The following is a 13,366-nucleotide window of genomic DNA, read 5'->3' on the forward strand; positions in this document are numbered from 1 at the left end:
ATCAGAATCGTATAATATAATTGAGAGCTTTACTTAGGGAACAAATGTATGACCAAAGGATATTGTTACATATTGACCAATAAAAACAAAACTGTCCTGTATGTAGGTGCTACAAACGATTTAAAACGGAGAATACTCGAACATAAAACTGGCAAATACAAGAATGCGTTTAGTAAGAGATACAATTGCACGCTACTTGTATATTTTGAAGAATTCGAAAACATAAAAGACGCTTTTGCAAGAGAAAAACAATTAAAGGCCGGTAATAGAAAACGAAAAATGGACTTAATTAACAAAGAAAACCCGGAATGGATTGACCTTTCCATACATTAAACAGATTGCTTCGCGCTGCTCGCAATGACTACAAGAGAAGAACTTTATCAAGTCGCACAAAATTGGTTCGACCAACAAAACTGGAAGCCTTTCAAGTTTCAAAAAAATACTTGGAAAGCTTTCCTACAAGGTAAAAACGGACTATTAAACGCCCCTACGGGCAGTGGTAAAACTTATGCACTCTGGTTTCCCATTGTTTTGAACTACATCAAGAAAAATCCGCAGTACAAGACCAAACACAAAAAAGGTTTAAAAGCCATTTGGATTACCCCGTTACGGGCACTTTCACAAGAAATCAGGCAATCGGCAGAGCGGGTCACCGCAGATTTAGAAACCCAGATGACCGTAGGCATAAGAACCGGCGATACGACGGCTAAAGAACGGGCAGGACAGAAAAAACAAATGCCCGACCTATTGATTACAACGCCTGAAAGTCTTCAGCTTTTATTGGCTACAAAAGGCTACGATAAGATTTTTAAAGACTGTTCTGCAATCGTGGTTGATGAATGGCATGAACTGTTGGGCACCAAACGAGGTGTTCAAATGGAACTGGCCTTATCCCGTTTGAAAACCATATCCAAAGACCTCCGTATTTGGGGAATATCAGCAACAATTGGCAACCTGGACCAAGCTCGGGAAGTATTATTAGGCCCACAGACCGATGCCTTGGAAAATTCCGTTATGATAAGGGCGAATATCAAAAAGAAAATCAAGGTAAAGAGCATCATTCCCAAGAAGATGGAAACCTTCCCGTGGCGCGGGCACCTAGGATTACACTTATTGGAAGATGTTGTGCCTATCATCAACAATAGTAAAACCACCCTGCTATTTACCAATACCCGTAGCCAGTGTGAAATATGGTTCCAGAAAATCTTGGAAAAACACCCAGAATATGCAGGAGTGATAGCCATGCACCACGGAAGCATCAACAAAGAAACGCGGCTTTGGGTAGAACAGGCCATCCGAAACGAGAGTCTTAAAGCCGTGGTCTGTACCTCTAGTTTGGATCTGGGTGTGGATTTTGCTCCCGTGGAAACGGTCATACAAATTGGCGGACCAAAAGGCGTAGCCCGTTTTTTACAACGTGCGGGCCGTAGTGGCCACCGACCCGGAAAAGAAAGTGTCATTCATTTTTTACCTACCCACGCCATGGAACTTATTGAAGCATCCGCATTACAAGTAGCCGTCAAGGATAATGCCGTGGAAGACCGTCTGCCCTACCTCAACAGTTTTGATGTACTCCTTCAATATTTGACCACTTTGGCCATCTCGGACGGGTTTTATCCCAATGATATTTTTCCTGAAATAAGACGAACTTTTTGCTACCAAGGTATCACCGAAGACCAATGGCAATGGCTATTGAATTTTTTGGTGATGGGCAGCCAGAGTCTTAGCAGTTATGACGAATATAAAAAAGTGGAGGTTGAAGAAGATGGTAAGTTTAAGGTGAACAACCGCGGTATTGCCATGCGCCATCGTTTTCAAATCGGGACAATCGTTGGTGATGCTACTATTACCGTCAAGTACCAAACCGGAGGTTACATCGGCTCTATTGAAGAGTATTTTATTTCTAAATTAACACGAGGGGATGTCTTTACATTTGCAGGAAGAAATTTGGAATTCATCCGTATTAAAGGCATGCAGGCGCATGTACGTAACTCCACCAAAAAGACCAATAAGGTTCCTAGTTGGATGGGAGGTCGACTTAGTTTTTCGGCACAGATGTCAGAATTGCTTCGTCAAGAACTATACAAAGCTGCTGCCAATGAGTTGCAAGGTCCGGAATTAAAATCGCTTAAACCTATTTTCGACAAACAGCGGGAAGAAAGTATCGTTCCCACACCTGCGGAATTTTTAATAGAAACCTTTAAGACCAGAGACGGGTACCACCACATATTCTACCCTTTTGAAGGCAGGGCCGTTCATGAGGCTATGAGTAGTTTGCTGTCTTACCGAATTAGTCTGTTGCAACCTATAACGGTCTCCTTGGCATTCAATGACTACGGTTTTGAGATGTTGAGCGATAAGCCCATAGACATTCAAGCGGTTTTGGACAATGATTTGTTCACTACGGATTATATGTTGTCCGATTTACAGAAGAGCCTCAACTCCAACGAAATGGCGCGCCGAAAATTTCGCGATATCGCCGTAATTAGCGGTATGGTCTTTACCGGGTATCCTAATAAAAATATTAAAATGAAGCACCTGCAAAGCAATTCCCAGTTATTATTTGATGTTTTTAAGGATTATGAGGCGGACAATCTACTTTTTCAACAGGCTTTCACCGAAACTTTTGAGCATCAATTGGAAGAAGGACGTTTACGAATGGCCCTTACGCGAATTGAACATCAAACTATTGTCTGGAAGGAATGTTTAAAAGCCACTCCCTTTTCGTTTCCGATTATAACGGACAGACTGCGAGAAAAACTGAGTTCGGAAAAATTGGCCGATCGTATTAAGCGGATGACCAAGATTCTAATGAAAAAATAAGAGCAAAAAAACCTGCTAATCCTTAGGACTTAGCAGGCTATCATGATGTTCTTTAGTACTGTATTTTTCGACTATTTTCTAATATATATCGTTTCGTAGACAAAAGTTTCATCCCCATCTTCTTCAATATCAGTAATGGTCAATGTATTGCCTGAGATAGCATAGTCAACTGTATAAGGTTCAAAATCATCTTCTATAACAATTAATTTACCTTCTGACGATATAGACCATTCACCAACCGAACTATCATCATCTAGAACACATTCATTCTCATTATCTTCAGCTGGGTCATAATCCAAAAATTCAAAGACTCCATCGGATTTAAACACAATAGTCTCTTCTAAATCACAATTATCCAACTCGTACGGGTCACCGTTTTCTAGTTCTGCAGTAAGCTGCCAAGAGCCCTTTAACGTATCTTCTGGCGTATCCGAACTATCGTCGTCGCTACATGAAGAAAACAGACCTAGGGCGATTGCACTGAATAAAATAAAACTTCTTTTCATAAGTAAAGGTTTGGGGTTTTTGTTATTTGATTTTTAACAAAACGGATCATTTATCCTTTTAGTATCTTTGTTCGTTATGGCCCCATCTTTGGAAATAAAAAAACACCATTTTATCATGCACCCTTCAGGAGCACTTTTTTGGGAGGAAAAATCAACGCTTCTCATAAGTGATGTGCATTTAGGGAAGGTTTCTCATTTTAGAAAATTTGGTGCCGCGGTTCCAAAATATGCGGTACATAAAAATTATATTTTGATGGATGAACTCATCAAAACCTACCAACCTTTCAATGTATGTTTTATGGGAGACCTGTTTCATTCGCACATCAATAAAGAATGGGCACTATTTGAGAATTGGGTGGCAAAAACCCCATCAAAAATCACATTGATTACCGGCAATCATGACATCATAGCTCCTGAAAGATTTGAAGCATTGGATATAGACCAATTTGACGAATTAATCGTAGAAGGCTTTCTTCTGACCCACCACCCTGAAGAAAGAGAAGGTTTGTTCAATTTTTGCGGACACATACATCCTGCTATAAAACTGAAGGGTTTTGGGCGTCAACACCTGAGACTCCCTTGTTTTTTCAAAACAAAAAATCAAATGATTTTGCCCGCTTTTGGCGCATTTACGGGGACGTATGTTCTGGAACCTCAAGAAAGTGACCAGATTTTCGTAATTGCCGATGACGAGGTCATTAAGGTATAACGTTTATATTGCTTGCCCGTATTAAAAAAGTTCTTTTTAAAAGGGATACGATTCACTAAAATAAGTTGAGCTGACTACATTTGCCTAAAGCAAAAAAAACATGGCCAAAACATACTCCATCCTCAATTTATTTTCGGTAATTCTAGTGATTTTAGTCAATTATGTTTCTCAAGCATTTCGGTTGAATGAAACTACGATAGGAGAAATCAGTGCCAAATATGATAATCTCTTTACTCCCGCGGGATATGCTTTTTCCATTTGGGGAATCATCTTTTTAAGTCTTATTGGCTATTCTATTTTTCAGGTGAGACGGGCTTTTTTCAGCAAAAAGGAAAGTGACTTTATTAATCAAACGAGATATTGGTTCTTTATCGCCAACATGCTCAATGCGGCATGGGTGCTGGCCTTTGTTTTCGATTATACCGGATTATCGGTTTTGATAATGCTCGGAATTCTATTCTCGCTCATTAAAATTATTCTGAATACGAATATGGAAAGGTGGGACGCTCCTATTGAAATTATTGCTTTCACTTGGTGGCCTATCTGTATCTATAGCGGATGGATTGCGGTAGCAACTATTGCTAATATTTCCGCTTATCTAACGAAATTGGGTTGGAGCGGAGGTCCGTTTTCAGAAGAAGTATGGACCCTTATACTTCTCGGTATTGCCACGGCGATAAATCTGACCATCACTTGGAAACGGAACATGCGCGAATTTGCACTTGTGGCCGTTTGGGCTTTTATCGCAATATTTGTTAGACACCAAGAAAACTATCAACTGATTGCCTATTCTGCACTTGTTGCATCCGTAATTCTGTTTGTTTCTTCAATGATACATGGCATCAAAAACAAGGACACCAGCCCAGCTCATAAACTTAAGGAACGGCTCAATAATCATTAAGCTAAACCATGGATTTAATATCGTTGGACCATGATGGATACGTAAATATGGTCTTTTTTATTTGATCAGCGGTCATACCTTGATTAATTGCCATAGCAAATAGATTTATAGTCTCACCAGCTTCAGGGCCAATAAGGTGAGCACCAACAATTTCCTGAGTACGCTGGTTCAAAAGAATTTTATACGCGTATACCGGAGCATTAACACGTTTGGCATTGAACCAATCCGGTACCGACTCAAAATTGACAATCACATTTTTATACCTTCCCTTTGCCTCTTCTTCGGAATAGCCTACAGAAGCTAAATTTGGCAACGTGTACACCACAGAAGGAGTAACCGGTACATCAAACTCACCCTTGTTACCTTCAATAATATTGTCTGCCACTATACTACCTTCTATTCCAGAAAGTGGGGTTAATGGCAAACCTTTATCCGCAACATCCCCACAAGCATATACATTTTCGTTGGTTTTGCTCTGTAGATATGCGTTTGTCTCAATCCCGTTATCGCCATAGACTACATTTCCATTTTCTAGTTTCAGCTTTGCAATAGCAGGAATACGACCGGCCGTATTAAAAACAGAACGCGTTTTTAATATCTCTGATTTTCCTTTTTTATCGTAAGCGATTTTATAGTTTTTAGAACCCTTTTTTACGCCTGTAATTTTAGCTCCAAAAATAAATTTGATGCCCAAGTCTTTTGAATAGGAGGTCAATTCTTTTACCAAATCCGCATCAAAAGGCTTAAGTGGCCTTTTGCCCGAATCTATTACGGTAACCTTAGCGCCCGCTCTAGCAGCAATATGTGCAAACTCCATGCCTACATACCCCGCTCCGATAAAGGTAATGTTCTTAGGAAGCTTCTTTTGACCCAAAAAGTCATCACTTGCCTTTAAGTGTTTATTCCCTTTAAAATTCAATTTTCTAGGCTCATACCCTGTTGCGATAACAATCTTGTCCGCTTTAATGGTTTTCCCCTCAACGGATAATGTCTGTTCATCCAGAAACTCGGGCGATTGATGATATAAGGTGATACCTCTATCCTTTAAATCCTCTTCTGTTGCTTTGGGCACGGGAGAAGTGAAATTTTCTTTAAACTTCATCAACTTTTTCCAGCTCAGATCAGGAATGCTTTTAATTCCCTTACCTAGAAGTTGGTTGCTGGTCTCTAATACCTCAGTGGCACCCAACAACACTTTTTTGGGGTCACAGCCCCGGTTGGCACAGGTTCCGCCATATTCGCGCTTATCGGCCATGGCCACAGTAAGGCCTGCATCAACACATTTTTTGGCAACTACCTTACCGGCAGTTCCACTTCCTATCACAAATACATCATATTTTTGTTCCTTCATCTGAATTCATTTTTAGCACCGTCGCAACTAGACGGCAATCCTCAAATTAGTCAAACAAGTTCCTTTTTTTGCCTCAAACCTATTGATGCTACCGCTACAATTGTGAACGCTATACCACGAGGTTCATTAATTTATAGCAATACAACACAAAAAACCGATTAATAGGGTACAAAAACATGAGCCGAGTTCGCTACCTTTACACTCACAAAAATGAAAAGACCTGTTCATTATCAGGTCAAGGTATTATCATCTTGAACGGACCGGTACCATAAAATCCGTTTAAGTTCTTAAAAAACTAACGGTTGACGCAATCTTCTATTCAACAACTGTTTTCTCAGTCTCCGCAAACGCAGAAACTGCAGGACACTATTGCCCAAAAATTCACGGAAAACGCAAAAAACACAGAGTCTATTATTCTAAAAGGCCTTTCCGGCTCTGCTTTGTCGTTTACTTTTTCCGATGTCTTTCAAAAAACAAACAAGCCCTTTCTCCTCATATTCAATGACAAAGAAGAAGCTGCCTATTACCTGAACGATTTGGAGCAGATCATAGGCGATAAAGACGTGCTCTTTTATCCTGGTAGTTACCGCAGGCCTTATCAAATAGAAGAAACCGACAATGCCAACGTGCTCTTGCGTGCGGAGGTACTCAACCGCATCAACTCTAGAAAAAAGCCGGCCATAATCGTCACCTATCCTGATGCTCTTTTTGAAAAAGTTGTCACCCGCCGGGAACTGGAAAAAAATACGCTTAAAGTAAAATTAAACGACACCTTATCACTTGATTTCCTTAACGAGGTGCTTTTTGAGTACAAGTTCAAAAGGGTGGACTTTGTTACGGAACCTGGCGAATTTTCGGTGCGTGGTGGAATCGTAGATGTTTTTTCGTTTTCCAATGATGAGCCCTACCGTATAGAATTCTTTGGTGATGAAGTGGATAGTATCCGTACGTTTGATGTAGACACACAACTCTCAACGAGCAAAGTGAACAAGATAAACGTTATTCCTAACGTAGCCAGTAAATTTCTAGAGGAGAAAAGACAAAATTTTCTTGAGTACGTTTCTTCGGATACCATCATATTCGCCAAAAACACCGATTATATTTTTGACCGTTTGGATGATTTCTTTGGAAAGGCCATAGAAGCTTTTTCTAAACTATCGCAAGACATCAAGCATTTAGAGCCCGAAGCGCTTTTTATGAATTCGGAAAATTTTAAATCACAGTTGAAAGGGTTTGGGCTTATGACTACCGAAGCTACTACAACTGCCGAATTAATTAGTGGTGCTTTAACCGTTCAATTCAACACCCACCCGCAACCTTCTTTCAACAAGAAATTCGATTTGTTGATTGAAAACCTTAACGCTTATAAAGCACGTGGGTATACCAACTATATTTTTTGCGCCAGTGACCAACAGGCCAAACGTTTTCAGGCCATTTTTGAAGAGGTTAACGAGAAGGTTCATTATCAAACCGTGGTAACACCCATTTTTCAAGGTTTCATTGATGATGACCAAAAACTGGTGTGTTATACGGATCATCAGATTTTTGAACGTTACCATAAATTCAACCTTAAAAACGGGTATGCAAAAAAGCAGGCCATTACCCTAAAAGAGCTGAACAAACTTGAAATTGGGGATTATGTAACCCATATAGATCACGGAATAGGGAAATTTGGTGGACTTCAAAAAATTGATGTAGAAGGCAAAAAGCAGGAAGCCATAAAGCTAGTGTACGGCGAGCGGGATATTCTGTATGTGAGTATTCATTCGCTTCATAAAATATCCAAATTCAATGGGAAGGACGGGGCCGTTCCTAAAATTTACAAATTAGGGTCTGCAGCTTGGAAAAAACTCAAGCAAAAGACAAAAACCCGCGTCAAGAAAATTGCTTTTGACCTTATTAAAATTTATGCCAAAAGACGCTTGGAAAAAGGTTTTCAATATGACCCTGACAGCTATTTACAAACAGAACTAGAAGCTTCTTTTATTTATGAAGATACCCCGGACCAAAGCAAGGCTACCGAAGATTTTAAAAGAGACATGGAAAGTGAGCGTCCCATGGACCGCCTTATCTGTGGCGATGTTGGCTTCGGAAAAACCGAAGTGGCCATCCGTGCGGCCTTTAAAGCGGTAGACAATGGCAAGCAGGTTGCCGTGCTAGTGCCCACTACTATATTAGCATTTCAGCACCATCGTACTTTTGCGGAACGTCTTAAGGAGATGCCCGTAAATGTAGATTACCTGAATCGGTTTAGAACGGCAAAAGAGCGTAAGGAAACTTTAGAAAAGCTGGAAGCAGGACAAGTAGATATTATCATTGGCACGCACCAATTGGTGAATAAAAACGTGAAATTCAAAGACCTAGGACTCCTTATTGTTGATGAGGAACAAAAATTTGGGGTTGCGGTCAAAGACAAATTAAAGTCCATTAAAGAAAATGTAGACGTACTAACGTTAACGGCCACTCCTATTCCAAGAACGCTACAATTTAGCTTAATGGCCGCTCGTGATCTTTCGGTCATAAAAACACCCCCGCCCAACCGTTACCCTATTGAAAGTAGGGTCATTCGTTTTGGGGAAGAAGTTATACGGGACGCTGTTCGGTACGAGATAGAACGCGGCGGGCAAATATTTTTCATACATAACCGCATTGAAAATATCAAAGAAGTAGCAGGTATGATTCAGCGCCTTGTACCCGATGCCAAAGTAGGTATTGGTCATGGCCAGATGGACGGAAAAAAATTGGAAGCCCTCATGCTCTCTTTTATGAACGGCGAGTTTGATGTTCTGGTATCCACGACCATCATAGAAAGTGGCTTGGACGTTACCAATGCCAATACCATTTTCATTAACAACGCTAATAATTTTGGACTAAGCGATCTGCACCAAATGCGTGGCCGTGTGGGGCGTAGCAATAAAAAGGCATTTTGCTATTTTATCACCCCTCCTTATGAATCCATGACGGCGGAAGCCAGAAAACGTATTGAGGCACTGGCCCAGTTTACAGAGTTGGGCAGCGGCTTTAATATTGCCATGAAAGACCTTGAAATTAGGGGTGCCGGCGATTTATTGGGCGGTGAACAAAGTGGGTTTATCAATGAAATTGGATTTGAAACCTATCAAAAAATATTGGGTGAAGCCATAGACGAACTCAAGGAAAACGAATTTAAAGACCTGTATGAAGAAGTAGAAGGTCATAAGGAGAAAGTTTTTGTAAAAGAAACCCAGCTAGATTCTGATTTCCAGTTGCTTTTCCCAGATGATTATATCAACAATATTACCGAAAGACTTACCCTTTACACAGATTTGAACGAGATTACGGACGAAGAGAACCTACAAAAATTCGAGGCCCAGTTAATAGACCGTTTTGGAGAGCTTCCTACCGAAGCCGAAGATTTATTGAATTCCGTACGTATCAAATGGATTGCCAATAGCATAGGTATTGAAAAAGTAGTAATGAAGAAAGGCAAGCTAATTGGTTACTTTATTTCGGACCAGCAGTCGCATTTTTACCAAAGTCCGGTTTTCACCAAAGTCTTACAATTTGTACAAAGTCATCCGCAGTACTGTAAAATAAAGGAAAAACAAACCAGAAACGGACTTAGGCTCTTGTTGGTCTTTGAGCGAATAACATCCGTAGAAAAAGCATTGAAAGCCATGGCTCCATTTGATGAAATCGTTGAGCCGGTTTCATAAAATGTTTTAATTAAACTATATTAGTTAGAGCTAAAACTATAGAGTTTTGGCCCTAATTCTTTTGTTTACCAAACAACTTATATGACCATGAAACTAAAAATCTGCTTTAGCCTAACGGCAACTCTCTTGTTGTGCTTTAACCTCATTGCCCAACCTAGCAAAGAACTCGTAAACGTGATTGTGACACCGGACCATACGGATTGGACCTACAACGTTGGTGAACGGGCCGAGTTTTCAATCACAGTCTTAAGAAACAACGTACCTCTAGAAAACATCACCATAAATTACACTGTTGAAACCGACCCAGGTTATCGCTCCATAAAAATATGGAATCAAGGAGAGCTTAAGTTGAAAAATGGTGTTGCAAAAGTAAAATCGAATAAATTCAATGAACCTGGATTTCTGCGCTGTACGGCCAAAGTAATTGTAGATGGCAAAGAATATAGTTCGTACGCCACTGCCGGCTTTTCTCCCGAAAAAATAAAGGCCACGACCACATTACCTTCAGATTTTGAAGCCTTTTGGAACAAGGGTAAGGAAGAACTAGCCAAGATTCCTATGAATGCTGTTATTACATTAATGCCAGAACGATGCACGGACAAAGTGAACGTGTACCACGTACGATTGGACAATATAAAAGGTAAGATTTACGGTATTCTTTGCACTCCCAAAAAAGAAGGAAACTACCCCGCTATTTTGCATGTTCCGGGAGCAGGTATTCGACCCTATTATGGTGAGGTAGACGAAGCAGCCCTAGGTTTTGTCACCTTTACCATTGGTATTCATGGTATACCCGTAAACCTTGACCAGCAAGTGTATGATGACTTACGAGCCGGAGCTTTAAGTAACTACAACACCATGAATTTAGATGATAAAAAAAATACGTATTACCATAGGGTTTACCTTGGCTGTATTCGCGCTGTAGATTTTCTAGAAAGTGTATCCAATTTTAATGGCGAGGATATTGCCGTTACCGGAGGAAGCCAAGGAGGTGCCTTGTCTATAGTAACTGCAGGACTTGATGACCGTATTGACTATCTGGCTGCATTCTACCCAGCATTAAGCGACCTTACCGGATTTTTACATGGCCGTGCCGGTGGATGGCCACAGCTATTTGTTGATGACTTTACGAACAAATCAGAAAAAATTGAAGTTTCAAAATACTACGACGTTGCCAATTTTTCACGTTTTGTAAAAGCAGAAGGTTGGTATAGTTGGGGCTACAATGACAATGTTTGTCCGCCTGCTTCTACCTATTCGGCATACAATCTTATTCCGGCCAAGAAAGAACTTCACGTTTTTCAGGAAACCCGTCACTGGACATTTCCTGAACAACACGAACTTAAAAACAAATGGTTGTTTTCAAAGTTAAGAGACTAGTCAAAATTCTTACAATTATCTATCTTTAAGCACACAGAAAAAACACTACTATGAAAATAAGGTTTCTACTAGTTCTCTTCATTTTTACGGGAGCTTTGGCGTCACATGCCCAAAATGCCGACTCACTTTACTTTAGACAGCATTATGACTTAAAGGAATACCGCATTCCTATGCGTGACGGAGCTGAGCTTTTTACCGCAGTTTACACGCCAAAGGACAAGTCTAAAGACTACCCTATTTTACTCAACCGCACATGCTATAATGCCAGTCAATATTCAAACTTCAATTACAGTAGTTACCCTTCTAGATATTTAATTGAGGACGGTTATATTTTAGCTTTTCAAGATGTTAGAGGAAGATATATGTCCGATGGTGAGTTTGACAACATGCGCCCTAATATCCCGGGAAACAATCGTAGGAACAAAAAAGATATTGATGAGAGCTCGGACACTTACGATACCATAGATTGGATGATTAAAAAAATAAAGGGCAACAATGGCCGTGTGGGTATGTATGGCATTTCATATCCGGGGCACTATACCGCCGCTGGAATGATAGATGCACACCCCGCTCTCAAAGCATCTTCTCCCCAAGCCCCAATTGCCGATTTTTTCTTTGATGATTTTCACCATCAAGGTGCTTACTTAGAAAGTTACACAGCCGCATTTGCCGTGTTCGGATATCAAAAAGACAGCCTTACCAGAGACCCGTGGTACATGGATAAATTAATGCGTCTGTATGGCAACCCAGCTGCTGATGCCTATGATTTTTATCTGAAATTAGGACCACTTAAGAACATTACAAAAAACTATCATCACGATAACTTTTTCTGGAACCAGATTGTTGAACACCCCAATTATGATGAATTCTGGCAAAAAAGAAATATCCTTCCTCACCTAAAGGATATTGACCATGCAGTAATGACCGTTGGTGGATGGTTTGATGCTGAAGACCTTTACGGACCTTTAAACATCTACAAAACCGTTGAAGCCACTAGTTCAAAAGCCAAGAACAGCATTGTAATGGGCCCTTGGGATCATGGTGGCTGGGCTAGAGAAAAAGGCAAGACTGTACACAACCACATTTATTTTGGGGATAGCATTTCTTCCTTTTATCTAAAAAATATTGAACGAAAGTTCTTTGCACATCATTTAAAGGAAGATGGTCCGGACACCCTTCCGGAAGCCTATATGTTTGATACCGGAGCTAAAAAATGGGAAACTTTTGATACTTGGCCCCCTAAAGAAATTGAGCCTATTAGTCTTTATTTTGGTGAAAACGGTCAACTAAGCATCAATGAACCAATTGATAAAAAGGCGGTTTTTGAATACACTAGCGATCCCAAAAAGCCGGTTCCATATACATCACAAATAGAGGGGTTGACGTTCACCCCAAGAAGATATATGTCCGATGACCAGAGACAAGCTTCAAGAAGACCGGACGTACTAACTTTTGAGACGGATGTTCTTGAAGATGACCGGGTTTTGGCAGGTGAAATTATGGCTAAGCTTAAAGTAGCCATGACCGGTACGGATGCCGATTTTATAGTAAAGCTGATAGATGTTTATCCTAATGATCACGAAAATTACGAACACAATCCGGATAACATTATCATGGGTGGCTACCAGCAACTGGTACGTGCCGAAGTTTTTAGAGGACGATTCAGAAACAGTTTTGAAAATCCAGAACCGTTTGTACCCGGTGAGCCAAGTGACGTTAACTTTAGATTGCAAGATATACTGCACACGTTTAAAAAAGGGCATCGTATAATGATTCAGGTTCACAGTACTTGGTTTCCTTATATTGACCGTAATCCTCAGAAATACGTAGACAATATTTATAAAGCCAATGAAGATGATTTTATTAAGTCTACCATTAAAGTATTTGGCTCCTCGTCAATAGAAGTAGGCGGTACGCAGGATTGTTGCGCACCTGAACCGTTTCGTACTGCGAACGAAAATCCAATAAAAGACTAGGGTATCGCTCCAAAACTGATACTTT

The 13,366-nt window shown here is 40.3% G+C and carries 9 protein-coding genes; 7 read left to right on the plus strand and 2 right to left on the minus strand.

Annotated elements, in window-relative coordinates:
* Positions 1 to 48: 48 nt before the first annotated feature.
* Entirely contained in the window at positions 49 to 333 is a 285-nt protein-coding gene (locus Q4597_RS01405) for a GIY-YIG nuclease family protein (RefSeq protein ID WP_303404477.1), read from the plus strand.
* Positions 334 to 357: 24 nt separating this feature from the next.
* Positions 358 to 2,823, plus strand: coding sequence for a ligase-associated DNA damage response DEXH box helicase (locus Q4597_RS01410; protein WP_303404478.1), 2,466 nt, complete (start codon positions 358 to 360; stop codon positions 2,821 to 2,823).
* A gap of 71 nt (positions 2,824 to 2,894) precedes the next feature.
* Here Q4597_RS01410 and Q4597_RS01415 read toward each other — a convergent pair whose 3' ends face one another.
* Positions 2,895 to 3,329, minus strand: a complete 435-nt coding sequence (locus tag Q4597_RS01415) for a lipocalin family protein (protein WP_289060699.1) — start codon at positions 3,327 to 3,329, stop codon at positions 2,895 to 2,897.
* A 76-nt stretch (positions 3,330 to 3,405) separates the two neighbouring features.
* On the opposite strand from Q4597_RS01415, the gene pdeM reads away from it, so the two are divergent.
* Positions 3,406 to 4,038 (plus strand): ligase-associated DNA damage response endonuclease PdeM, encoded by a 633-nt coding sequence (gene pdeM / locus Q4597_RS01420; protein ID WP_303404479.1) that lies wholly within the window; start codon positions 3,406 to 3,408, stop codon positions 4,036 to 4,038.
* A gap of 100 nt (positions 4,039 to 4,138) precedes the next feature.
* Positions 4,139 to 4,939 carry a tryptophan-rich sensory protein gene (locus tag Q4597_RS01425; protein WP_303404480.1) on the plus strand — a complete coding sequence of 267 codons (801 nt, stop codon included), beginning with the start codon at positions 4,139 to 4,141 and terminating at the stop codon, positions 4,937 to 4,939.
* A 1-nt stretch (position 4,940) separates the two neighbouring features.
* On the opposite strand, the gene Q4597_RS01430 is transcribed toward Q4597_RS01425, so the two are convergent.
* Positions 4,941 to 6,290, minus strand: coding sequence for an NAD(P)/FAD-dependent oxidoreductase (locus Q4597_RS01430; RefSeq protein WP_303404481.1), 1,350 nt, complete (start codon positions 6,288 to 6,290; stop codon positions 4,941 to 4,943).
* A gap of 302 nt (positions 6,291 to 6,592) precedes the next feature.
* Here Q4597_RS01430 and mfd point away from each other — a divergent pair, with 302 nt between their 5' ends.
* The 3 genes from mfd (at position 6,593) to Q4597_RS01445 (ending at position 13,341) form a co-directional block, all read left to right on the plus strand.
* On the plus strand, positions 6,593 to 9,985 hold the full coding sequence (gene mfd, locus Q4597_RS01435; protein ID WP_303404482.1) for a transcription-repair coupling factor: 3,393 nt from the start codon (positions 6,593 to 6,595) through the stop codon (positions 9,983 to 9,985).
* 81 nt (positions 9,986 to 10,066) lie between these two features.
* Positions 10,067 to 11,365: an acetylxylan esterase gene (locus tag Q4597_RS01440; protein ID WP_303404483.1), complete on the plus strand. Its 1,299-nt coding sequence runs from the start codon at positions 10,067 to 10,069 to the stop codon at positions 11,363 to 11,365.
* Between the two features lie 50 nt (positions 11,366 to 11,415).
* Positions 11,416 to 13,341, plus strand: a complete 1,926-nt coding sequence (locus Q4597_RS01445) for a CocE/NonD family hydrolase (RefSeq protein ID WP_303404484.1) — start codon at positions 11,416 to 11,418, stop codon at positions 13,339 to 13,341.
* Positions 13,342 to 13,366 lie beyond the last annotated feature (25 nt).

Source organism: Zobellia sp. 1_MG-2023, assembly GCF_030549125.1.
GTDB lineage: Bacteria > Bacteroidota > Bacteroidia > Flavobacteriales > Flavobacteriaceae > Zobellia > Zobellia russellii.

Coding starts and splice junctions, on each gene's coding strand:
- Q4597_RS01405 (WP_303404477.1), top strand. CDS start 49: ATGACCAAAGGATATTGTTACATATTGACCAATAAAAACAAAACTGTC.
- Q4597_RS01410 (WP_303404478.1), top strand. CDS start 358: ATGACTACAAGAGAAGAACTTTATCAAGTCGCACAAAATTGGTTCGAC.
- Q4597_RS01415 (WP_289060699.1), bottom strand. CDS start 3,329: ATGAAAAGAAGTTTTATTTTATTCAGTGCAATCGCCCTAGGTCTGTTT.
- pdeM (WP_303404479.1), top strand. CDS start 3,406: ATGGCCCCATCTTTGGAAATAAAAAAACACCATTTTATCATGCACCCT.
- Q4597_RS01425 (WP_303404480.1), top strand. CDS start 4,139: ATGGCCAAAACATACTCCATCCTCAATTTATTTTCGGTAATTCTAGTG.
- Q4597_RS01430 (WP_303404481.1), bottom strand. CDS start 6,290: ATGAAGGAACAAAAATATGATGTATTTGTGATAGGAAGTGGAACTGCC.
- Q4597_RS01440 (WP_303404483.1), top strand. CDS start 10,067: ATGACCATGAAACTAAAAATCTGCTTTAGCCTAACGGCAACTCTCTTG.
- Q4597_RS01445 (WP_303404484.1), top strand. CDS start 11,416: ATGAAAATAAGGTTTCTACTAGTTCTCTTCATTTTTACGGGAGCTTTG.